The organism is Streptacidiphilus fuscans (assembly GCF_015690355.1).
Classification (GTDB): Bacteria; Actinomycetota; Actinomycetes; order Streptomycetales; family Streptomycetaceae; genus Streptacidiphilus; species Streptacidiphilus fuscans.
Genome location: NZ_JADPRT010000009.1, coordinates 296,113 through 318,887 on the forward strand (window position 1 = coordinate 296,113; position 22,775 = coordinate 318,887).

Sequence of the window (22,775 nt, forward strand, 5' to 3'; positions counted from 1 at the left end):
GATCTGACACTGCGTCAGATCCGTTGTGACTGTCAAGACAACGGGGCAAGGCCCCGGGTCGGCGCGATCCCCGGGGCCCTGCGCTGCCGTGCTACGCCTTGTCGGCGCTCATGAGTGACGTATCATCAGAAAGCGGTTCAGAAAATGATGCGGACGTTCGTGTTCGACTGGTCGGCGAAGACCGCTCCGCTGTTGTCCTTCACCCCCAGCGTGTTGTTCGCGTTCGAGGCGCCCGAACCGGTGGCCGTCTGCTGGGTCCAGTTCGAGTTCCCGTCGACCCAGCCGGAGAGGTTGCCGGTGCCGTTGTCGTTCACGATGCTGCTGTTCGACCCACCACCCGCAAAGGCCCCGTTGGAGTCGGCGGACGCCACCCCGGCCCCGATGACCAGCGCGGCGGCAGCGAGCGGAACAGCGACGAGAGCGGTGCGGATACGGGACATGCGGTCCTCCTGAGTGCTGCTGACTACTGCGGACTTCCGAGTGCGGACTGCGACGTCGCACCATCAGAATTCCTCAATGAATCGACAAAGAACCAGACCTCCAGGCCCATTTCGCCCTATGGTGTGGACTGCGGAAGTCGATGCATGAACGGTGTCCGAGCGGGCCACCTGCCCCGTTCCCGGCCGCCGAATCCTCCGGGCTCCGGGGGCCGTTCCCGACACCCGTCGCACCCCCGGTCGGAATGTGCCGCCGGGCCGTAAGAGGGACAATTGGCGGGTCGCATGTCCCCTCTGCATGAGTCTGCATGAGTCCGGAGGAACCACGATGACGACAGGCGCCAGTCCCCGTGCCAGCACCGACGCGAGTACGGAAGCCGACACCCCAGCCGGTGCCGAAGAGGTCGACTTCGCCGCCCTGGGCCTCGCTCCGCAGCTCCTGCGGGCGCTCTCCGCGCTGGGCTACGAGGAGCCGACGCCGATCCAGCGCGAGGCCGTTCCTCCCCTGCTGGAGGGCAGCGATCTGCTGGGCCAGGCCGCCACCGGCACCGGGAAGACCGCCGCCTTCGCCCTGCCGATACTGCAGCGCCTCTCCGGGCGGGACCGCAAACGGTCCGGCCCGGCCGCCCTGGTGCTCGTGCCCACCAGGGAGCTGGCCATCCAGGTGTCCGAGGCCGTGCACCGCTACGGCAGCGAGCTGGGCACCCGCGTCCTGCCCGTCTACGGCGGCCAGCCCATCGGTCGGCAGCTGCGCGCCCTGGGGCAGGGGGTCGACGTGGTCGTGGCGACCCCGGGCCGGGCGCTCGACCACATCTCCCGTGGGACCCTGCGCCTCGACGACGTCGAGACCGTCGTCCTCGACGAGGCCGACGAAATGCTCGACATGGGCTTCGCCGAGGACATCACCGCCATCCTGGAGAGCGCGCCCGAGGAGCGCCAGACCGTGCTGTTCTCCGCGACGATGCCCTCCCGCATCGACTCCATGGCGCGGCGTCATCTCCGCAACCCGGTAAGGGTGCAGATCGAGCGGGAGGCCCCGGCCCCGGGCGAGGCCCCGAGCGTCAGGGAGACCGCCTTCGTGGTGGCCCGGCCGCAGAAGGCCGCCGCGCTCGGCAGGATTCTGGACGTGGAGGCGCCGGAGGCGGCCATCGTGTTCTGCCGGACCCGCGAGCAGGTCGACCAGCTCACCGAGAGCCTCAACGGACGCGGCTACCGGGCCGAGGCGCTGCACGGCGGCCTGAGCCAGGAGCAGCGGGACCGGGTGATGGCGCGGCTGCGCGGCGGGACCGCGGACCTGCTGGTCGCCACCGACGTCGCCGCGCGCGGCATCGACATCGAGCACCTCACCCACGTGATCAACTACGACGTGCCCTCCGCCACGGAGTCGTACGTGCACCGGATCGGCCGGGTCGGCCGCGCGGGCCGGGAGGGCGTGGCCGTCACGCTGGCAGAACCGCGCGAGCACCGGATGCTCAAGGCGATCGAGCGGGCGACCGGGCGCAGGATCCCGGTGGAGAAGGTCCCCTCGGTGGCTGATCTCCGGGCCAGGCGACTGGAGTTGACCCGGGCCGCGCTCTACGAGAGCGTCCTTGAGGACGAGGATCTGGACCGGTTCCGCGTCGTGGTGGAGAGCCTGGCGGACGAGTTCGACATCATGGATGTCGCGCTCGCCGCGGTGAAGCTGGCCCACGAGTCGGGCGGCGCCGCCTTCGACGAGGAGGAGATCCCCGAGGTCGCGCCGATGGACCGCGGCCGCGAACGCGCCCCGCGCGGCCGCAAGGGCGGCGGCCGCCCCTCCCAGGGCATGACCCGCCTGTTCGTCGCCGCCGGCCGCAGCGCGGGCATCCGCCCGCAGGACCTGGTCGGAGCGATCGCCGGGGAGTCCCGGCTGAGCGGACGCGAGATCGGCTCGATCGAGATCGCCGACCGCTTCTCCCTGGTCGAGGTCCCCGAGAACGCCGCCGAATCCGTGATCCGCGCCCTGCGCGGCACCACCATCAAGGGCCGCAAGGCCAACGTCCGCCGCGAACGGGACCAGAACCGCTGACCGCCGCCCGCGGCGGGCCGCTCGAAGGGTAGGACGGTGACTACGGGGCAGACGGCCCCTCCCGCACCCCGGGGCCGTCCTTCACCGTGCGTGCCGTGCGGGCGACCCCGTCGCTCGGCGGGCTCTACTTACGAGCCTGCCGGCACCGCTCTGTCACCGCTTCGTCCGTCTGTCCGATGACCGTGCAGGACTCAGTTGAGCGTCTCCGTGACCTTGGCCAGCGTGGCCGCCTTGGTCGTCGAGAGGTGGCTGAAGAGGTTGGCGGTGACCTTCCGGTTCGCGCCGACCGTCCACAGGTCCGGCACTCCGTCGCCGTTGATGTCGGCTGCCTGCAGGGTGAGGGTCGCGCCCGTGTTCCACCGGGTGGCGACCGGGTACGCGGTGTAGGTGAGCGCACCCGTGGTGGTGTTGGCCTGGAGGTTCTCCCACAGGTCCAGCTCGCCGGTGGACTGCTTCCACAGGAACATCGCAGTGGTGGCGCCACCGCCGGTGACCGGCAACTGCGTGGTGGCGATGGTCCAGTTGTTCCAGTCGGCCGTGCCGTCGGGCGTGTTGACGTTCAGCGTGACCGGAAGCCCGTACCCGGCGGGAACGTTCGCCGTGTAGATGTTGAGCCCGTACCCGTTGGTGCTGTCCCCCAGGACGCCGAGCAGATCCGGGATGCCGGTGTTCAGGCCGGAGGTGTTGCCGCCGTTGGCGACCTGGGTGGGGTTGTCGCCGTTGAGGTTCGCAAGCGACCCGCCCATCAGGAGGTTCCCACCGGCGGCGAGCGGGGAGGTGTTGCCGTTGCCGGCAAGGATCACGCCGCCCCCCGCGTGGATCCCGGCGGGGTAGTAGATCAGGACGTCCTGGTTCGCGCCGCCGGTGAAGCGTCCCGTGATCGCGGTCGCCCCGTCGAAGTCGGACGGCGAGCCGGTGCTGTTGAACCCGGCGCCGTTGACGCCGATGTCGATGGGCGACACGGCCGCGTGCCCGTTGCCTGTTCCCGGCGCCAGCCACAGACCCGAGGGCAGGCCGTTCTGCGCACCGACCGTGACCAGGTCCGGTATGCCGTCACCGGTGAGGTCCCCGTCGGTGAGGTCGGGAGCCGACGTCGCTGACGTTCCGGCGGCGCTGCGAACGCCGGCAGCCGGTGCCAGCGGTGCCGCGGAGGCAGCGACGGGCTGCACGACGCCGGCGACGGCGACCAGCATGCCGAGTGCCGCGGTGGTCGCGAGGGTGCGTGTGATGCTCGGCCGAGGAGTGAAGGCAGAATCCACGAAGCCAACTCTCTTGTTGGGGACCGAACGGTCCCGATCGGCGATCACCATACGCTCGAAGATCGCCACGCATCCTCGAATTTCCGAGGGTGTAAAGCCGCTGACCAGCAGCGTGTTTGCCCCATTTGCGGACCTCGGCACGGACCCCTGCCGGGCTCCGTCCCAACCGCACCCCTCCCAACCGGCACCGCACACAGACATGACACAGCCCCCGACCGTTGCTGCTGGTCGGGGGCTGTTCTATTGCGGAGTCTGTGGGATTTGAACCCACGGTGACATCGCTGCCACGACGGTTTTCAAGACCGTTCCCTTAGGCCGCTCGGGCAAGACTCCTGGTGTGGGCGAGCTTGTCGTCCACGCCAGGGATCTTCTCACGACTTCGGCGCGGTGTGGCGATGATTACTGGTTGTCGCCGACCCGCTTGCCCAGGGTGACCGTGGTCGTGTGGGACTGGCCGTTGCGGGTGTAGACGACGGCGACCTTGTCGCCCGGGTGGTGGGCCCAGATCTCGCTGACCAGGGTCGGGCCGGAGTCGATCAGGACTCCGTCGAGCTGGGTGATCACGTCGCCCGGCTTGAGGCCGGCCTGGTCGGCAGGGCCGCCGGGGGTGACGGCCGGGGTGCCCTGGACCGGGGTGGAGGAGATCTTCGCGCCGTCGCCCTGGTAGCTGTCGTCGCGGAGGACGCCGAGGATCGGGTAGGTCGGGACGCCCGTCTGGATCAGCTGGGCGGCGACCCACTTGGCCTGGTTGATCGGGATCGCGAAGCCCAGGCCGATGCTGCCGGACTGGCCGCCGCTCGTGCTGGAACTGGTGGACTGGATCGCCGAGTCGATGCCGATGACCTGGCCCGAAGCGTTCATCAGCGGCCCGCCGGAGTTGCCCGGGTTGATCGACGCGTCCGTCTGCAGCGCGTTCATGTAGGACGTCTGCGAGGTCGACTGGTCGCCCGAGGCGACCGGGCGGTTCTTGGCGCTGACGATGCCCGAGGTGACCGTGCCGGAGAGCCCGAACGGTGCGCCGATCGCGATGGTCGTGTCGCCAACCTGGACCGCGTCGGAGTCGCCGAGCGGGAGCGGGACCAGCTTTTCCTTGGGGACCGAGTCGAGCTTGATCACCGCGACGTCGTAACCCTGGGCGCGACCCACCACCGACGCGTTGTAGCTGGAGCCGTCGGCGAACTTCACCGTCAGCTTGCCGCCGCCGATCGAGGGGGCGACCACGTGGTTGTTGGTGAGGATGTGGCCCTGGGTGTCGAAGACGAAGCCCGTCCCCGTGCCGGACTCGGAGGAACCGCTCGCCTCGATGGTGACCACGCTCGGCAGCGCCTTGGCCGCGATCGCGGCGATGGAGCCCGCCGGTCGGCTGAGGCCGTTCGGGTTGCTGGCGGCCGTCACCGTGGTGCTGGAGGAGCCCGCGGTGTTGCGGCCCTCCAGCCAGGAGCCGATGCCACCGCCGACCGCGCCCGCGACGATAGCCGTGGCAGCGAGCAGCGCGATGAAGACGCCACGACGGCTGCCCGCCGACTTCGGCTTCTCGACGATCTGACCTGCGCCGAAGGGACCGACCGGGGCCTCCGGGAGCGGAGGCATGGGCGCGGCCTGCCAGATCGGCGGCTGCTGCGGAGGCTGCGGCGGCCCGGCGGGAGCCTGGGCCATCGGCGCAGGGGCAGGGGCAGCGGCAGGGGCGGGAGCCGGAGCCGCAGCCGGCGCGGGTGCCGGAGCAACGGGCGGAGCAGCCGGCGGCGCGGGCGGCTCGACGAACGGCGGCAGCGGCGCGGTGGGTGCCTCAGGCTCGGCCGGAGCCGTCGGCGGCGCGTCCGCGACCGGCGGGCGCGCCGGGGGCGCGGGGAAGCCGGCGAGGTCGGGGTCGACCGGGGGAGCGACCGGGCCGCTCGCGGGCGCCTGCTCCGCCGGACGATCCGCCGGAGTCGCATCGGGGGCGGGGCGTTCCGACCCGTCGGGCCCACCCTCGTGCTCGGTGCTCACGAATCGACCTCCTTGATACCGGACCAACGGGCCCTAGCATTCCGCAGACGCTGTCGGGGCATCGTAAGTCCCAGCCGTGCGCCTGGCACCCCGGCCCCACGGCGGCGACCGCCTTGTTCCCGGGCTGTTCGCGCCGTGTTCCGCGCTGACCGGGAGAGCCCGAACCGGCTGCGGCCCGGCCTGACCGGCGTCCCCACCGGACGCCCAGCCCCTGGACAGCCCTTGGACGGTCACCGTACAGGCCGTACCATTCCTCGAAAACACGTACCAGCACGTACCAGCACGCGGCGACGGGTGCTGAACCTGCACCATATTCATACGCAGTCACACGCAATCACGCGCGCGGGAGCTTGGACCTCATTCCAGGCTGAGAGGGCAGCAGGCCGCCGGCAGGCGGCAGGGCAGCCGACCGCCTGAACCTGACCGGGTAATGCCGGCGTAGGGAGCTCTGCAGACGGCCATGTCCGCAACCCTTCAGCACGACCCCGACCACCTGGGCGCCGCGTCCGCGCACGCCGCCGAGGCGCCGTTGGTCCTCGACACCGCCCCGCCCCGCACCCTCGGCTTCCGCGAGCAGGGCGCGTTCTGGGCCAACCTGGGCGTCAGCCTGATCGGCTTCTCCAGCGCCGCGACGGTGATGGTCAACTCCAGCAACAAGGACCTGGCGCTGGCCGCCTCGTTCACCGCGATCATCGTCGGCACGGTCATCGGCACGCTGATGCTGGCGCTGGCGGCGATCATCGGCACGCGGACCGGCGCACCCGCCATGGCCGTGCTGCGCGGGCTGTTCGGGACCAGGCTGTCCTACGTCCCCACCGTGCTGAACATCGTCCAGTGCGTGGGCTGGGGCGTCTACGAGCTGACCGTGATCACCCAGGGCGCGCAGGCGCTCTACGGCGGCGTGCCGCGCTGGGTCTACGTGCTGGCCGCCGGGGCGCTGACGACCGCGATGACGATCCGTCCGCTGGGCTCGATCGCGGTGCTGCGCCGCTACGTGGCAATCGCGGTCGGCGTCTCGATGCTCTTCTTCACCGTCCAACTGGTCCGCCACGGTGTGCACAACCCCGGTGGGAACAACTGGAACGGCTTCCTCTCCGCGACCGACTACGTGATCGCGGTCTCGATCTCCTTCGTGCCGCTGGCCGCCGACTACACCCGGCACTCGCGGACCGTGAAGGGCTCGTTCTGGGGCACCTTCACCGGCTACACGGTCGCGCAGATCTGGTGCTACATCGTCGGAGCGATCGCGTTGACCCAGGTCGGCGGCGACCCGAACAAGATCTTCTCGACCTTCACCGGGCTGACCGCCGGGTGGGTCTTCTTCCTGGTGCTGGTGCTGCGTGAGGCCGACCAGTCCTTCGCGAACGTCTACTCGACCGCGATGTCGCTGCACAACCTCTTCCCGAGGGTGGACCGGCGCTGGCTGGCCGGCGGGATCGGCGTGCTGGTCACGGCGGTCGCGCTCAAGGTGACCACGCTCGGTGCGAACTACCAGACCTTCCTCGGCCTGATCGGCGCGGTCTTCGTGCCGCTGCTCGCGGTGCTGGCGGTCGACTTCTTCCTCGGCCGCGGCCGGGACGGCTGGGACATGTCCGAGCAGGCGCCGACGCGCTGGCTGGTGCTGCTGCCGTGGGCGATCGGCTTCCTGCTCTACGAGCTGATCTCGCCCGCCGCGTTCCCGTGGTCGTGGTGGACCAACTTCTGGGCGGACGCGCAGACGGACACTCACATCCACCCGACGTTCTGGACCTCGGCCTCGCTCTTCTCCTTCCTCGCGGCGGGCGCGGTGACGCTGGCACTGACCCCGGTGCTGCGGAAGCGGTCCAACGCGGAGGCGGTCGCGTCGAAGGACGCGCCGCCGAAGGACCCGACGGCGGGGGACCCGACGGCCGGGGATGCCGCGACGGAGGCGTGAGACGCGGAAGGGCGTGACGCGGGAGGGGACGCCGACCGCGTTCACCTGGGGTACACGCACGCCACCTATGGTGGGGGCGTGCATCCCCAGCCAGGCCCGACCGCGTCCGTCCCCAACCGGTCCACCACCCGCGTCATCGCCCACCGCGGCGCCTCCGGCACCTACGCCGAGCACACGCTTGCCGCGTACAAGCTGGCGATCGAGCAGGGTGCGGACGGACTGGAGTGCGACGTCCGGCTGACCGCCGACGGTCACCTCGTCTGCGTCCACGACCGCACCGTCAACCGGACGTCGAACGGGCGCGGCGTCGTCTCCACGCTCGAACTCGCGCAGCTGTCCGAGCTCGACTTCGGCGGCTGGAAGGCGGGCGAGGTCGAGGAGACCGACTGGACGACGGCCGACCACACGTCGGTGCTCACCCTGGAGCGCCTGCTCGAACTCCACGCCGACGCGGGCCGTCCCATCGAGCTGGCGATCGAGACGAAGCACCCGACCCGCTACGCCGGGCTGGTCGAGAAGCGGCTGATGGAGCTGCTGCGCCGGTTCGGACTCGTCCCCCACAAGGGCGAAGGTCCGTCCCCGGTACGGGTGATGAGCTTCTCGCAGCTCTCACTGCGGCGGATCCGGCAGATGGCGCCGGAGCTGCCGACGGTCTTCCTGATGGAGCGGGTGCTGCCGTGGCTGCGCGACGGCTCGCTTCCGCACGGGGCGCGGATCGCGGGTCCCGGCATCGACCTGATCCGCGCCAACCCCGGCTACGTGGCGGCCCTGCACCGGGCCGGACACCGGGTCCACGTCTGGACGGTGGACGAGCCGGAGGACGTCGAGCTCTGCCTGCGCCTGGGCGTCGAGGCGATCATCACCAACCATCCGCGGCGGGTGTTGGACCAACTCGGGAGATAGGACCCATCCCGGCCGATGGATGCACAGGTCACTCCGGAATGGCTGGAAATTCCTCTGGATCGTGGCTGGAAAGCCATTCCGAACCCCCGATCGAATGCGTAGCGTCACTATTTGGTGACGCGCTGTGAAATGCGCTGCGCGCGCCCTCTTCGAGCCCCCGGAAAGCGCGCCAAGGTGCGGAGTTTTCCGTTTTCGACTTGCCCTTACCGGGCATTCACACCCTGGCGCAAGACGAAGGAGGAGGTCCGGGGGTGGCCGTGGTGGTGGCGCATGAGGTGCCGACTTCTTCGTCGACCATGGCAGTGCCACATGGTCCGGAGAGCGTACGGACGGCGCGTCGTAGGCTGCGCGAGGATCTCGGTGAGCACTTGGTGCCCGAGGGCGTGATAGACGACGCGGTACTGATCCTCTCGGAACTGCTGAGCAACGCGTGTCGGCACGCGAGACCGCTGGAGCGGGAACACGGGCCCGTGACGGGGCTCGTGGGGACGCTGGCGGAGGAGCAGGAAGAGGTCCTGGTCGGCTGGGAACTGCACAGCGACGGTCTGCTGACCGTCGCTGTGACGGACGGCGGCGGCCCGACCCGCCCGCGGCGCGCGGCGCCGTCGCTCACCGCGAGGGGTGGGCGCGGCCTCGGGATCGTCGGCCAACTCGCCTCGGAGTGGGGCGTCCGCGACGCGCCCGGCGAGGTGACGGTGTGGGCGGTGCTGCGCGTGCGCGCACGCCACGCACGCAGGGACGCGGAGGCGGAGACCGCGGCGGCAGCGAGCTGAACCCGACGGCGCGCGGGGAAGTTGCACTATCAGGGGCGCGGGGAACTGCGCGACAAGCCACCCACGCAGCTGGCCGGCCGATCGAGCAGGGCCATCCGCACGTCAGTGGTGTCTCGCGCAGTTCCCCGCGCCCCTGATAGTGCAACCGCACGCGGCGGCCTCAGTAGACGTACCCCGGGCCCACCGTCAGACCCGTACGCTCTCCCGGAGGGAATCAGTTCCGTCCGTTCCATCGGGAGTACGCACCATGGCCAAGAAGAAGGCCCCGCTCACCACCACCCCCGTCACCGACGGGCCCGTGCCCGTTGTCGGCGCGCGCGAGGCGTGCCCCTGCGGGTCGGGGCGGCGGTACAAGGCGTGCCACGGGCGTGCCGCCGCGCACGCCGTCGCGGAGCTGGTGCAGCGGCCGTTCGAGGGGCTGCCCGGGGAGGGCGACTGGGTCGCCCTGCGCGAGCTGGTCCCCGCCGCGACCGTGCCGCTGACGGTGAACGCCGAGACGCTGGCGACGGCCGAGGGTGACGTTCCGTCAGTGACGCTGGTGACCGTGCTCCCGATGGCCTGGCCGGCCATGCGTCGGCAGGACGGCAGCATCATGCTCGGGCTCCAGACCCAGACCTCCTCCGGCGACCTGAGCCGGGACCTCGCGGACGCGCTGGTCCAGGCGCTCGCCACCGAGCCGGGCAGCCCCGTGCCGCCGCGGCGTCCCGCGCCCGAGGGGCCGCGTCTGCAGCAACTGCTGGACCTGGACGCGCCGTTCGAGCCGACCGTGCACACCGGGTTCGAGTACTGGCTGGAGGACGCCTCGGCCGCGACCGGCGAGGTCGCCGCCTCGCTGGAGCAGGCCAACGCCGCCGTCATCCCGACCGAGAAGCTGGAGTCGGTGCCGCAGGCGTACTGGTGCGCCGCGCCGGACCGGAACCACCTGCGCTGGGTGATGCTGCACGAGGAGGAGGCGCTGCTGGACGCGCTGGCCAAGCTGGCCGCCTCGGGCGAGGCCTCGCTGGGCGAGGGGACCAAGCTGGTCGGCTCGTTCCGGGCGCACGGTCTGGTCGTGCCGGTCTGGGACCTGCCGCAGTCGATGACCCCAGCGGACTGCGAGAAGCCGGCCGCCGCGTTCGCCGAGCGACTGGCCGCCACGCTGGAGCGCGGGGGCGCACTCAGCGTGGAGGAGCGGAAGGCGCGCGCCGGTCTGGTGAACCGCCAGGTCACCCTCAGCTGAATTAGCGTCACCTATTGCTACACAGGTAACGGCGACCGGAGCGGACTGCCCGTCAGTCCGCTCCGGAATACCGTGATCTGCGTCACATACCTTGGACGAAGCCGGAAATTCCGGGGAAAGACTTCGCCCCAGGGAATTTGCTTGCGGCCCGGAATTTGTTACGGTTTAAACAGCCCGGTCGCTGGTGCATCCCCCGTCGCCAGCGGCCGGGCCTTTGCTTGCTACCCGGAGGGTTGGCAACACCACCCTCCGAGGGACCTCACGGCGCCAGAGTCGCGCCGTCCGGCGCGGCGACGCTCGCCGCGACCAGGGCCTCCACCAGATCGCTCACCGACGGCAGCCACGGCCGCTCCCGCGTCGAGAGCGGACGCCGCACCCACCGCATCGCCCCCGCGCCGGTCCGGGAGGGCGGCAGCACGACGTAGCCGCCGGGACCGTGGTAGCGCAGGCTGGTCGGCACCCACTCCTGGGCCACCAGCAGGTCGCCCAACTCCGGGAACGAGTAGGGCGCGACAAGCAGCACGTAGCGGGTCGGCGTGGCGATCACCGGACCGATCGGCACGCGCAGCGCGTCGAAGTAGTCGAGCACCCGCTCGCCCGCCTCGGCGGGCAGGCTGAGCGCGCAGACCTGGCCGCCGGTCGCCACCAGCACCGGCGCCTCGGGGCGGCGGGACCACCACCAGCGGATCATCCGGTCGTCCGTCGTCGCCGCGAGCAGCTTCGGTTCGTCCGGATGGGCCCCTGGCACCTGGCAGTCCGGACGGGCGCAGCGGCAGCCGCCTCCCGGCAGCGCGCCGACGCCCGGCAGCACCGGCCACCCCCAACCCCTGGCCGCCGTTCTTGCCGCGCCGAGAAACCGGCCCCTGGTCCGCAGCCGCCCGGCCTCGCGGACGGCTCTGCCCACAACCTCACCGACGGCCTTACCGACGAGTGTTGACACCCCGCGCATGAGCACTCGTTCCTTTCCGTGACGGTCAAGGATCGGTACGTGACCTCGCGCATCGAGAAGCGCACCACGCCCACCGCGCCTGCGGTTTCTCGGCGGGAGGTGTCGCCAGGGTGGCGCATGCTCGCCCGGCCGGATCGACCGACCGCAACACTGCCGCCCCGTAACGGTTCTGTACCCAGCAAAGGCATGCACGAGCACGTTCTCTGACGAGACTGACGCATCGTCCGGATTGACGCACGACGAGCGACGATGGTTCCTCCGTTCGGGGTATTCACCGTGTCTGGTACGGAGGGGTCTGCTAGGGGGCATCCGACCGTACGATCCCCGGATGGACCCGGATTTCGCGTCGGCCCACGAGGCTGACACCTCATCAATTCCCCACCCCGACGGGGCTGCGGAGCAGAAGCACGGAACGGGGCCGGACGCGAACGCGTTCGTCCTGGTGATCCGTGCACACAACGACGCGTCGCGGATCGCCCTGACCGTGCTGGCGGCGCGCCGACTGCCCCAGGTGCGCGCCGTACTGGTGCTGGAATCGGGGTCGACGGACTCCACCCGGCGGGTCGCCCTGGACAGCGGGGCCACACTGCTCGCGGACGAGGCCGATCTGGCCGGATACACGCCCCTGCCGCTGCTGTGCATCCGCCCCAGCCGGGAGGGCGGCGCGACACACGCGCTCGACGAGGTGCTGCCGCTGGTGGATCCGGTCGTCTCCGGCGCGGCGGACATGGCACTCGGGTGGTGCGTGCCCGAGGGTCGGGGCCGTGCCGCCGAACGGCTGGAAAGGCGCGGTCTGGCCCGCGCGGGGCTGGCGGTTCCCGGGCTGCTGACCGGCGAATACTGCCTGACCAGCGCGGCCTTCGCCGCGACCTGGCCGCCGGCGGTCGGCACGGGGGAGCTGGTCGGCCGGGCGGCGGACCTGCTCCGGGCCGGGCTGCGGGTGACGCCGGTCCGGCTCGAACCGCCGCGACTGCGGCGTCCGATGGGTCTGCGCGAGCGCCGGGAGGTGGCCCGTGCGCTGCGGGGACGACGTTCCGTGACCGGAGGGAGCGCATAAATCGACAGTAGAAACGATCATTCGCACCGATGTTTTTCGGCCAAATATTCGGGCAAAGACACCAACCACATGGCAGCTGACAGTTCTGGACATCACCCGATCGGTGTGTGTAGAAGAGACTCATTAATTGCCGTATGGCATGACATGGGGGTGCATAGTGATTCAATTCAGACAAAACTTTAAGAATCCAGCATCACTCTTTGTAGTTATCGCAGGTGCGGACCATGGCTGAGCACCCCACCACCCTCGGCCTCCCCGCGCCCACGAGCCCTGCTGAAACGATCAGCGGAGAGCCCATCGCTGCCCTCCGTGAGCGCTCCGCTGACGACCCCCTGGCTGATTTGACCACCCTGTACGACCTGACCGACCGGCTCAGCGGCGCACCCGACCTGGAGGCGGCCCTCACCGGTCTCCTGGCCGACGGCGCGGCGCTGATCGGCGCCCGGCGCGGGATGCTGCTGCTGACCCAGCCGAGCACCACCCTCGGCCTCGGCCTGGACCGCTCCGCCCTCGGCGCGCTGGAGACCGTCCCCGCCGCGCAGATCCTGCGCGCCGCCGGGGGCGAGCCGACCGGGGACCGGTTCCGGGAGGTCGCCCTCCAGCTCGGCATCGGCGCGTCCTACGCCCAGCCGCTGGCCGACCTGGGCTCGGTCGTCTGGTTCTACGACACCCCCACCCAGCCGAGCGAGCGCGAACAGCGCCTCGCCGGTCTCTACTGCGCGTCCGCCGCCCGGCTGCTGGCCAAGGAGCTCGAACGCGACCGCCTGCGCCGCACGGCCGACGCGCTCCGGCGCGGCCTGCTCCCCGGCGCGCTGCCGCGCGTCGGCGGCATGCAGCTGGCCGCGCGCTGCGTCGCCGCCGGGCTGGAGAACGCGGGCGGCTGCGACTGGTACGACGCGATCTCCCTCCCGGAGGGCGCCCTCGCGCTGAGCGTCGGCAGCGTCACCGGCGGCGGCGCGGACTCCGCCGCCGCGATGGGCCGCCTGCGCGCGGCGTTGCGCGCGTACGCGGTGCTGGAGGGCGAGGACCCGGTCGCCGTGCTCGGCGATCTGGAGCTGCTGCTGAAGAGCACGGAACCGGCCCGGACCGCGACGGCGCTGTACGCGTTCGTCGAGCCCTCCGCCCGTCGGCTCTCCCTCGCCGGGGCGGGCCAGTGCCCGCCGCTGCTGGTGACCTCGTTCGGCGCCTCGTTCGTGGAGACCTCGCTGAGCGCGCCGCTGGGCATGCTGAGCTGCTGGGAAGCGCCGGGCGTGGAGCTGCGGGCCGACCGCGGCGACGTGCTCCTCCTGTACACGGACGGGCTGGCCCGTCGCTGCGGCGAGGAGTCCCTCCACGCGGGCCAGACCCGCCTCCGCGCGGCCGCGGCGGAGGCGCCGCGGGATGTCCGCCAGGACCCGGAACGTTTCTGCGCGTACTTGCTCGACGCCTGTCTGGGGTCTTCGGAGCCGCTGCCGGGCGCGGACGACGTGGTGCTCCTGGCTGCACGCTTCGACTGAGGGAAGTTGCACTGTCTGGGGGCGCGGGGCTCTGCTGTTGTGCGGCTGGATAGTGCAACACCTGTCCTGCGACTCTCGGGCGGCCGTACTCTTGTACGGACTGCAGGCCGCTGACACCCCTGACAGCGGCCTTGCGTTCCCCGTACCACGAGGAGGCGACACAGCGTGACCGAGGACGATCTCGCTCCCGAGACCGACGAGCTGACCGAGGACGCTTCGACCGAAGAAGCGCCGATCAAGCAGCGGAAGAACGGTCTCTACCCCGCCATCTCGGACGAGCTGACCGCCGTCATGAAGAGCGGCTGGGCCGACACCGAGCTGCGCGACCTCGTCCCCGCCGAGCAGTCCGCGTACGCGGCCAAGCGACGGGCCGCGCTGTCCGCGCGTTTCCCCGGGGACCGGATCGTCGTGCCGGCCGGGAACCTGAAGACCCGGTCCAACGACACCGAGTACAGCTTCCGTGCCGCCACGGAGTACGTGCACCTCACCGGTGACCAGACCGAGGACGCCGTCCTGGTCATGGAGCCGCGCGGCGAGGGCGACGAGGGCCACGACGCGTACCTGTACCTGCTCCCCCGCTCCGACCGGGAGAACGGCGAGTTCTGGCTGAGCGGCCAGGGTGAGCTGTGGGTCGGCCGTCGGCACAGCCTGACCGAGGCCGAGGCGCTGCTCGGGCTGCCCGCCAAAGACGTGCGCAAGGCCGCGGAGGAGCTGGCCGAGCAGGCCGACGAGCGGCCGGCGACGACCCGTGTGCTGCGCGGGCACGACGCCGCGATCGAGGCCGCGCTGGCCCCGCACACCACCAAGCACGGTGACGACGAGCTCCGCGTCTTCCTCAGCGAGCTGCGTCTGGTCAAGGACGAGTGGGAGATCGGCCAGCTGCAGGCCGCCTGCGACGCGACCGCCAAGGGCTTCACCGACGTGGTGCGCGAGCTGGCGCAGGCGGTGGCCACCTCGGAGCGCTGGATCGAGGGCACCTTCTTCCGTCGTGCCCGGGTCGAGGGCAACGACATCGGCTACGGCTCGATCTGCGCCGCGGGTCCGCACGCGACCACGCTGCACTGGGTCCGCAACGACGGCCCGGTCCGTCCGGGCGAGCTGCTGCTGCTGGACGCGGGCGTGGAGATGCAGTCGCTCTACACCGCCGACATCACCCGCACCCTGCCGATCGACGGCACCTTCAACGAGCTGCAGCGGAAGATCTACCAGGCCGTCCTGGACGCCCAGGAGGCCGGTATCGCGGCCGTCAAGCCGGGTGCCCGCTACCGCGACTTCCACGAGGCCTCCCAGCAGGTGCTGGCCGAGCGGCTGGTCGAGTGGGGCCTGCTGGAGGGCCCGGTCGAGCGCGTGCTGGAGCTCGGGCTGCAGCGTCGCTGGACCCTGCACGGCACCGGCCACATGCTCGGCCTGGACGTGCACGACTGCGCCCACGCCCGCGTCGAGTCCTACGTGGACTGCGTGCTGGAGCCGGGCGTCGTGCTGACCGTCGAGCCGGGTCTGTACTTCCAGGCCGACGACGAGCTGGTCCCGGAGGAGTACCGCGGCATCGGCGTCCGGATCGAGGACGACATCCTGGTGACGGCCGACGGCAACCGCAACCTCTCCGCCGCTCTGCCGCGCACGGTCGAGGACGTCGAGAGCTGGATGGCGAGCCTCAAGGGCTGACACCGCAAGGCATGTGTGACGGGGTCACGGAGCGGCGGACTGCCGCTCCGTGACCCCGCGTCAGTTTCCCCGTGTCAGTTTTCGCCCGTGCCGGTCCCCGTGAGGGGATCAGCCTGCCGCGGCCTCGCCGCGCTCCGCGTTGGCCAGGATGGCCTGGCGGAACCAGACGGCGGCGTCCGGCGCGACCTTCTCGTAGTACTCGGTGAAGCGCGGGTCCGAGATGTACATCTCGGCCATGCAGCGGTGGAAGCCGAACGAGACGTCGTAGAACCGCCGGGTGATGTGCTGCCGGTGGTCCTCCGCGATCGCCATCGCCTGCTCGCTGTCCGACGCGACGCCGGCTCCGATCGCCTCGGCGATGCGGTCGTTGAGCGCGTCGCCCTCGGCCTTGATCTCGACCCAGTCCTCCTTGGAGTACTGCGCCGCGCGCTGCTGCGACTGCTTCCAGGCGTCGGTGTCGCCCCAGCGCGCCTCCGCCTCCTCCTGGTGGTCGACGTAGTCGTCGCCGAAGACCTCGAACTTCTCCTCGGGGGTCAGTTGGATCCCCATCTTCCTCGCCTCCAGTGCGTGTTCCACGGACGCGACCATCTCCTGGAGCCGTTCGATCCGCCCCAGCAGCAGACTGCGCTGGCGGCGCAGGTGCTCGCTCGGACTGACGCCCTGGTCGTCCAGGATGGTCGCGATGTCGTCGAGGGAGAAGCCGAGCTCCCGGTAGAAGAGGATCTGCTGCAGCCGGTCCAGGTCCGCGTCGTCGTAGCGGCGGTAGCCGGACGCCGTGCGACCGCTGGGCTGGAGCAGCTTGATCTCGTCGTAGTGGTGCAGGGTTCGCACGGTCACCTTGGCGAACCGCGAGACCTGACCGACCGAGTAGCTCATGGGGCCCTTTCCTCTCCCTCGTGCTCCCAGCCTGCGGCCTCACGTCACGTGAGGGTCAAGCGGGATATCACCGGGGAGGGACGCCTCGGTCGGGACGCCTCGGTCAGGACGCCTGGGCGAACGGGCGGTCCCGGTAGGTGAGGGTCTTGTCGAAACGGACGACCGCGCCGCGTCTCGGGTGGTTGCGGAACTGCACGTCGTCGGAGAGCGCCCGGATCAGCAGCAGGCCGCGCCCGCTCTCGGACGAGTCGGGCACCGCCGAGATCGCGACCGCGGCGCTGCCGACGGCAGCGTTGCCGACCGCCGCGCTCCCGACAGCCGAAGGGCGGGGACGCGACCCGCGTGCCCGCCCGTGGCCCTGACCCAGGCCCTGGCCGTGGCTCTGACTGTGGCCGAGAGAGTGGCGTCCCATCCGGGCGGCGAAGCCGGGACCGGAGTCGGTCACCTCGATCCGCAGGCGGTTGCCCTCGATCGTCGCGGTCACCTGGAAACCGTCGTCCTCACCGGCGGCCGTGCCGGGACACGCGTGCTCGACGGCGTTGGCGCACGCCTCGGTCAGCGCGACGCCGACCTCGTAGGAGACGTCAGGGTCCACGCCCGCGGTGGCCATGGTGCCGAGGAGGATGCGACGGGCCAGCGGAACGCTGGCAGGTTCGCGTCGGAGGTGGAGAGACCACCAGATGTCCACGGCAGGCTCCTTCTGGCTCCGGCTCCACATACCAGTAGGTATTGCCGACCCGCCGAAGAATGAACCGCATCGGGCGGATCTTGTCGCTCTCTTGGCGGATTGCGGAGGCGAGGAAGCGGTCCGGGTCTCGTCCGGACGGACGCGCACCGCCCGGCGCACGCCGGAGCGCACGAGGGTCGCACGCTCGGTCAGGATTCGGCCGCGCGTTTCCTCGGTTCCTCGGAAAGGGGAGAACTCCGGCCATTTCTGCCCCCACGAGCCTCGCGCGTACACCCCAATGAGAGACTGTCCCGCGTCATGACCGCCTTCCGCGCTCCGCGCGCCGCCAGCCTGGACCTTCGCCTGCTGCGGGCTCTGCCCTTCGCGACGGTCTGCGTCCTGGTGTCCGCGCTCGGGCACGCGCTGGCCGGCGGCGGCCCGGTGCCGCTGCCGACGCTGCTGGTCGGACTGGTGCTGGTGCTCCTCGCGGGGACCGCCCTGGCCGGTCGCGAACGCAGCCTGCCCGCGATCGCGTCGGCGCTCGCCGTCGGCGAGCTCGGGCTGCACGCCCTGTTCCACCTGTGCGCCGGTGCCTCCGGCATGGCGGGGATGAGCGGGATGCCGGGGATGAGCGGCATGACGGGCATGGCCGGGATGAGCGGCATGCCGGGGATGAGCGGGACGGGCGGCGGAACGCCGTCCGCGCTGCTGCAGCTCGCGGCACGCCTGCTCTGCGGGCCCGGCCCCGACGGCTCGCTTGCCCTGCCTCCCGGCACCACGGCGAGCCAGATCGTCAGCCAGGCCGGTATCGACCCACACCTGTATCTCGCCTCGATCTCGACCGCTCCGGCGGCCCACGGCGTGGGCGCTTTCTGCGCCATGCTCGGGCTGAGCCCGCTGATGGTGCTCGGCCACCTGCTGGCCGCGCTGGTCGCGGGCTGGTGGCTGCGGGGCGGCGAGGCCGCGGTCTGGCGGCTGCTGGGCCTGGCCCTCGCACCGCTCGGCCAGCTGCTCCGCATGGCACTGGCGCTGCTCGCCGGGCTCACCACCACGGGCGCCCTTCGCCCCGTGCGGCGCTGGTCCGCCGACGCCTGGCGGCTGCCCGCACACGCGCTGCTGCGCCACCAGCTGGTCCGGCGCGGTCCCCCGCGCGCTCTCCTGGCCTGACCGTCCGTCTGCCGCCGTGCCCGTCCGCCTCCCCGACTCGCCTGTCCAGTCGGTGTACGGACGACGGTTCGGCGGGGTGACCGGTCGGGCCCTGTGATTCCTGCCGAGTCCCGCCCGTGGCGGCGACTCCGTTCCGCCCGCCGTGGACAACCGGTCCACCGGCGGCCACAGGTTTTCAGGATCTCCAGGAGAGACCACCCATGCGTCTGAGCGCCTTCTCTGCCCGCTCATCCGTCCGCTCGCTCCGTTCCGTGCGCTCCGCCCGCGTCGCGGTGCCCGCCGCACTGGCCGCCGCCGGCGTCCTGCTGCTGGCCGTGCCCGCCTCGGCCCACGTCACCGTGCAGCCGGGCTCCGCCGCCGCAGGTGCGGCGGACCAGGTCTTCGCGTTCCGCGTGCCGAACGAGTCGGACACCGCCTCGACGGTCAAGGTCGACGTCTTCTTCCCGACCGACCACCCGATCGCGTCCGCGCTGGTCGAGCAGGTGCCCGGCTGGACGGCCACGGTCCAGACGGCCAAGCTGACCACCCCGATCCAGACGGACGACGGCCCGGTCACCAACGCCGTCTCGGAGATCACCTGGACCGGCGGCAAGATCGCCCCCGGCCAGTACCAGGACTTCACCGTCGACTTCGGCCAGCTGCCCACCGACACCAAGCAGCTGAGTTTCAAGACGCTGCAGACCTACTCCGACGGCACGATCGTCCGCTGGATCGACACCCCCGCCGCCGCCGGGCAGCCCGAGCCCGCGCACCCGGCCCCGACGCTGAACCTGACCACCGCGTCCAGCGACAGCACGGGCGGCGCCGCGAGCGGCAGCACCGGCGGCACCACGCAGACGGCGGCGTCCACCACGTCCGGCAGCGGCTCGGCGACCGACACGGCCGCGCGGGTGCTGGCCGGTGTCGGCCTGGTCGTCGGCGTGGCCGGCGTCGCCTTCGGCTTCCTCGGCTGGCGTCGTGGCGGACGCCGCGACAGCGCCGCCTGATCCGGTACTGATCGGAGGGGCGGGGGCGCACCCCGGCCCTGCCCCTCCTCCGCCGAGTCCGCCTCCGCCTGACCGCTTCCGCCTGACGTCCCTTCGTCTTACCGCTGCCGATCCCCGTGATCGCCAGAGAGCGAGTTCTCCGCATGGCCTCCCACAACTTCTCCGCGCCCACCCGTCGTTCCGTGCTGCTCGGCTCGGTCGGCGGCGCCGCCGCACTGCTGCTGGCGGCGTGCGGCTCGTCCTCGTCCGGCTCGTCGGCCTCCGGGTCCGGGGAGCCGCAGATCGACACCTCGCAGCAGAGTGGCCCCTACCAGGGCGACTTCATGCCGCGGACCTTCGACAAGCCGTCCGTCACGCTGACCGACACCAGCGGCAAGCCCTTCAACCTGGCCACCGGCACGGCGGGCAGGGCGACGCTGCTGTACTTCGGCTACACGCAGTGCCCCGACGTCTGCCCGACCACCATGGGCGACATCGCCGTCGCCGTCTCCAAGCTGCCGAAGGCGCAGCAGAGCCAGATCGACGTGGTCTTCGTGTCCACCGACCCGGAGCACGACACCCCGAGCGTGATCCGCAGCTGGCTCAACGCGTTCAACCCGAACTTCATCGGCCTGACCGGCGACATCAAGACGATCATCGCGGCCGCCGGCTCGGTCGGCGTCTACGTGGCCGCTCCGGCCAAGGGCCAGGAGCCCGTCCACGGCGCGCAGACGCTCGGCTTCCTGCCGACCGACAACAAGGCGCACCTGCTCTACACCAGCGGCACCACCTCGGCCGTCTTCGCGCACGACCTGCCGTACCTGATCAAGGGCGTGACGGCATGACGGGCCGTCACCGCGCGCTGGTCGCGCTGGCCGTCGCCGCGCCGCTGCTGGTGGCGGGCTGCTCGTCGGCGGGAACGTCGTCCCCGGCCGCCTCGTCCGCGGGCTCGTCCGCGGCGTCGTCCGCCACGGCGGACGCGGGGACCGGCACGCCCAAGCTGAGCGTCTCCGGCGCGTACATACCGCTGCCGTCCGCGCCGGACATGGCCGCGGGCTACTTCGTGCTCACCAACGCGGGCGACAGGGCGGCACGGCTGACCGGCGTCAGCAGCCCGCAGGCGCAGAGTGTGTCGATGCACCAGAGCACCGCGACCACCATGGTCGACCTACCCTCGGTCACCGTCCCCGCGCACGGCCAGGTCGCGTTCGCCCGGGACGGCAGGCATCTGATGCTCATGGGGCTGGCCGCCCAGCCCAAGGTCGGTCAGCACATCACGCTGACCCTGCGCTTCGACGACGCGGCTCCGCTCGACGTCGAGGCCACCGTCCAACCGCTGACGTACCAGCCGGGACAGTGAGGACGCACCGATGAGGACGCACCGATGAGGCGCGCCGTCCGCTCCGCCGCGGCGCTGTTCTGCCTGCTGGCGACGCTGCTGCTGGGAAGCGCCGGAGTGGCTTCCGCGCACGCCGCGCTGCTGTCGACCACCCCCTCGCAGGGGACCGTGCTGGCCGTCGCGCCGGGCACGGTGACGCTGCACTTCAGCGAGTCGGTGACGCTGGAGACCGGTGCCGTCCGCGTCTTCGACCCCAACGGCAAGCAGGTCGACACCGGCACCGCCGGGCACGCGGGCAACGACCCGTCGACCGCGAGCGTGTCGCTCAACCCCGCCCTGGACCAGACCCAGGGCACCTACACCGTCGCCTGGCGGGTGATCTCCGCCGACACCCACCCGGTGGCCGGGGCGTTCACCTTCTCCATCGGCCGCACCACGTCACCGGCCGCGCTGTCGGGGGTCGAGACCAACTCGGGATCGGCCGCCACCGGGTTCCTCTACGGCCTCTCGCGCTCGGTCCAGTACGGGACGTTCGCGCTGCTGGCCGGATCGGTGGCGCTGGTGCTGCTCGGCTGGCCGGGCGGGCTGCGGCTGCGCTCGGTGCAGCGGCTGATGCTCACCGGCTGGGCCGGGCTGCTGCTGTCGACCCTGGCCGAGCTGGCGCTGCGCGGGACCTACGAGGCCGGGACCGGGCTCGGCAAGGTCTTCGACCTGACCCTGCTCCGGCAGGTGCTGGGCGAGAAGCTCGGCGTGCTGCTGGCGGTGCGGGTGCTGCTGCTCGCGGGCGCGGGCGTCTACCTGGCCCTGCTCTCGGGACACGCGGGCGCGAGCGACCCGGCGGCTGAGGCCGCGAACGACGCCCCGGCCGTCGAGCGGCGGCGACGGATCTGGCTCAGCGTCGGCGGCGCGGTGCTGGCCGTCGCGATCGCGCTGACGTGGCCGCTCGGCGACCACGCCTCGGTCGGGATGCAGGTCCCGCTGGCGATCACCTCGGACACCGTGCACGTGCTGGCCATGGGCCTCTGGCTCGGCGGGCTGGCGACCGTCCTGGTCGGCCTGCGCCGCTCCACGGCCGACGGCGGCATCGGGGTCGCGGGCGTGCGGCGGTTCTCCACGCTGGCGCTCGGCGCGGTCAGCGCGCTCGCGGTCACCGGTGTGTACCAGGCGTGGCGCGGCCTCGGCTCCTGGTCCGCGCTGACCTCGACCACCTACGGGCAGCTGCTGCTGGTCAAGATCGGCGCGGTCGCGGTGATCCTGGGCGCCGCGTGGATGTCCCGTCGCTGGCTCGGCCTGCTGCGCGCCGACACGCCGGAGCAGCAGGCCGACGCGGCGGAGGCGCTGGTCGCCGTCGGCGCACCGGCCGTTGAGGCGGAGGCCGAGGCTGGGGGTGAGGCCGAGGCCGGTGCGGACGTCGAGTCCGCGTCCGGGGCTGCGTCCGGGGACGGTGCGGACGGCGGGTCCGAGGTGGACCCGGCGCGGGCCGCGCAGTTGGCGCGGCAGGCCAAGGCGCGGCAGCAGGCCAGCGTGCGCAAGGCGCACCAGGCCGCCCCCGCCCGGGGCATGCTGCTGCGGTCGGTGGCCGTGGAGGCCGCGTTCGCCGTCGTCGTGCTGGGCGTGACCACGCTGCTCACCAACTCCGCGCCGGGCCGGGCCGTGGCCGAACAGCAGGCCGCGACCGCCGCCGCCAACCAGGGCCCGGTCGACGTGACGCTCCCCTACGACACCGGCGGCAGCACCGCGTCCGCCAAGGGAAAGATCACCCTCGACATCGACCCGGCCCGAACCGGGACCAACACCATGCACGCCTACCTCTACGACTCGACCGGCAAGCCGGTCGACGTCCCCGAGGTCGACGTGACGGTCACTCTGGCCGCCCGCAGCCTGGGGCCGATGCCGGTCAAGGTGGACCACCTCGACATCGGCCACTGGGGCGCGGCGGACGTGGAGCTCCCGCTCCCCGGCACCTGGACCCTCGCGGTCACCATCCGCTCGGACGCCATCGACGAGACCACCGTGACCACACCGGTCACGGTCGGTTGAGCCGCAGGCGTCCGA

Annotated in this window: 19 protein-coding genes and 1 tRNA gene; 13 read left to right on the forward strand and 7 right to left on the reverse strand. The window is 71.6% G+C overall.

The window, feature by feature from the left end:
• Positions 1–137 precede the first annotated feature (137 nt).
• Positions 138–440: a hypothetical protein gene (locus I2501_RS22615; protein WP_196195968.1), complete on the reverse strand. Its 303-nt coding sequence runs from the start codon at positions 438–440 to the stop codon at positions 138–140.
• A 325-nt stretch (positions 441–765) separates the two neighbouring features.
• Between I2501_RS22615 and I2501_RS22620 the strand changes: the two genes are divergently transcribed.
• Entirely contained in the window at positions 766–2,484 is a 1,719-nt protein-coding gene (locus I2501_RS22620) for a DEAD/DEAH box helicase (RefSeq protein WP_196195969.1), read from the forward strand.
• Between the two features lie 191 nt (positions 2,485–2,675).
• Here I2501_RS22620 and I2501_RS22625 read toward each other — a convergent pair whose 3' ends face one another.
• From I2501_RS22625 to I2501_RS22635, 3 genes are all read right to left on the reverse strand, one after another.
• The gene (locus tag I2501_RS22625; RefSeq protein ID WP_196195970.1) at positions 2,676–3,743 is read right to left on the reverse strand and encodes a hypothetical protein; all 1,068 of its coding nucleotides are present in this window, start codon (positions 3,741–3,743) and stop codon (positions 2,676–2,678) included.
• A 246-nt stretch (positions 3,744–3,989) separates the two neighbouring features.
• Positions 3,990–4,076: transfer RNA gene (locus tag I2501_RS22630), tRNA-Ser, on the reverse strand.
• Positions 4,077–4,142: 66 nt separating this feature from the next.
• Positions 4,143–5,729 carry a S1C family serine protease gene (locus I2501_RS22635; RefSeq protein ID WP_328806534.1) on the reverse strand — a complete coding sequence of 529 codons (1,587 nt, stop codon included), beginning with the start codon at positions 5,727–5,729 and terminating at the stop codon, positions 4,143–4,145.
• A 460-nt stretch (positions 5,730–6,189) separates the two neighbouring features.
• Between I2501_RS22635 and I2501_RS22640 the strand changes: the two genes are divergently transcribed.
• The 4 genes from I2501_RS22640 (at position 6,190) to I2501_RS22655 (ending at position 10,539) form a co-directional block, all read left to right on the forward strand.
• Entirely contained in the window at positions 6,190–7,644 is a 1,455-nt protein-coding gene (locus I2501_RS22640; RefSeq protein WP_196195971.1) for a purine-cytosine permease family protein, read from the forward strand.
• Between the two features lie 78 nt (positions 7,645–7,722).
• On the forward strand, positions 7,723–8,547 hold the full coding sequence (locus I2501_RS22645) for a glycerophosphodiester phosphodiesterase (RefSeq protein ID WP_196195972.1): 825 nt from the start codon (positions 7,723–7,725) through the stop codon (positions 8,545–8,547).
• A gap of 251 nt (positions 8,548–8,798) precedes the next feature.
• Positions 8,799–9,320 carry an ATP-binding protein gene (locus tag I2501_RS22650; RefSeq protein WP_408022767.1) on the forward strand — a complete coding sequence of 174 codons (522 nt, stop codon included), beginning with the start codon at positions 8,799–8,801 and terminating at the stop codon, positions 9,318–9,320.
• A 247-nt stretch (positions 9,321–9,567) separates the two neighbouring features.
• Positions 9,568–10,539 (forward strand): DUF5926 family protein, encoded by a 972-nt coding sequence (locus I2501_RS22655; protein ID WP_196195974.1) that lies wholly within the window; start codon positions 9,568–9,570, stop codon positions 10,537–10,539.
• 259 nt (positions 10,540–10,798) lie between these two features.
• On the opposite strand, the gene I2501_RS22660 is transcribed toward I2501_RS22655, so the two are convergent.
• Entirely contained in the window at positions 10,799–11,488 is a 690-nt protein-coding gene (locus I2501_RS22660) for a bifunctional DNA primase/polymerase (RefSeq protein WP_196195975.1), read from the reverse strand.
• A 328-nt stretch (positions 11,489–11,816) separates the two neighbouring features.
• Here I2501_RS22660 and I2501_RS22665 point away from each other — a divergent pair, with 328 nt between their 5' ends.
• From I2501_RS22665 to I2501_RS22675, 3 genes are all read left to right on the forward strand, one after another.
• Positions 11,817–12,545 (forward strand): glycosyltransferase family protein, encoded by a 729-nt coding sequence (locus I2501_RS22665; RefSeq protein WP_196195976.1) that lies wholly within the window; start codon positions 11,817–11,819, stop codon positions 12,543–12,545.
• A gap of 224 nt (positions 12,546–12,769) precedes the next feature.
• Entirely contained in the window at positions 12,770–14,041 is a 1,272-nt protein-coding gene (locus I2501_RS22670) for a PP2C family protein-serine/threonine phosphatase (protein ID WP_196195977.1), read from the forward strand.
• 165 nt (positions 14,042–14,206) lie between these two features.
• Complete coding sequence (locus I2501_RS22675; protein ID WP_408022768.1) at positions 14,207–15,706, forward strand: aminopeptidase P family protein; 1,500 nt, start codon at positions 14,207–14,209, stop codon at positions 15,704–15,706.
• A 108-nt stretch (positions 15,707–15,814) separates the two neighbouring features.
• Here I2501_RS22675 and I2501_RS22680 read toward each other — a convergent pair whose 3' ends face one another.
• Both I2501_RS22680 and I2501_RS22685 read right to left on the reverse strand, forming a co-directional pair.
• Positions 15,815–16,582: a MerR family transcriptional regulator gene (locus I2501_RS22680; protein WP_196195978.1), complete on the reverse strand. Its 768-nt coding sequence runs from the start codon at positions 16,580–16,582 to the stop codon at positions 15,815–15,817.
• 103 nt (positions 16,583–16,685) lie between these two features.
• Positions 16,686–17,270 carry an ATP-binding protein gene (locus I2501_RS22685; RefSeq protein WP_196195979.1) on the reverse strand — a complete coding sequence of 195 codons (585 nt, stop codon included), beginning with the start codon at positions 17,268–17,270 and terminating at the stop codon, positions 16,686–16,688.
• A 297-nt stretch (positions 17,271–17,567) separates the two neighbouring features.
• Here I2501_RS22685 and I2501_RS22690 point away from each other — a divergent pair, with 297 nt between their 5' ends.
• The 5 genes from I2501_RS22690 to I2501_RS22710 all read left to right on the forward strand — a co-directional run bounded on the left by I2501_RS22690 (position 17,568) and on the right by I2501_RS22710 (position 22,760).
• Complete coding sequence (locus I2501_RS22690; protein ID WP_196195980.1) at positions 17,568–18,416, forward strand: hypothetical protein; 849 nt, start codon at positions 17,568–17,570, stop codon at positions 18,414–18,416.
• 200 nt (positions 18,417–18,616) lie between these two features.
• Positions 18,617–19,402 (forward strand): YcnI family copper-binding membrane protein, encoded by a 786-nt coding sequence (locus I2501_RS22695; RefSeq protein ID WP_196195981.1) that lies wholly within the window; start codon positions 18,617–18,619, stop codon positions 19,400–19,402.
• A 143-nt stretch (positions 19,403–19,545) separates the two neighbouring features.
• Entirely contained in the window at positions 19,546–20,226 is a 681-nt protein-coding gene (locus I2501_RS22700; protein WP_196195982.1) for an SCO family protein, read from the forward strand.
• Entirely contained in the window at positions 20,223–20,741 is a 519-nt protein-coding gene (locus I2501_RS22705) for a copper chaperone PCu(A)C (protein ID WP_196195983.1), read from the forward strand. Before I2501_RS22700 ends, I2501_RS22705 begins: the two co-directional genes overlap by 4 nt.
• Before the next feature lie 24 nt (positions 20,742–20,765).
• Entirely contained in the window at positions 20,766–22,760 is a 1,995-nt protein-coding gene (locus tag I2501_RS22710) for a copper resistance protein CopC (protein ID WP_196195984.1), read from the forward strand.
• The last annotated feature ends 15 nt before the right edge of the window (positions 22,761–22,775 follow it).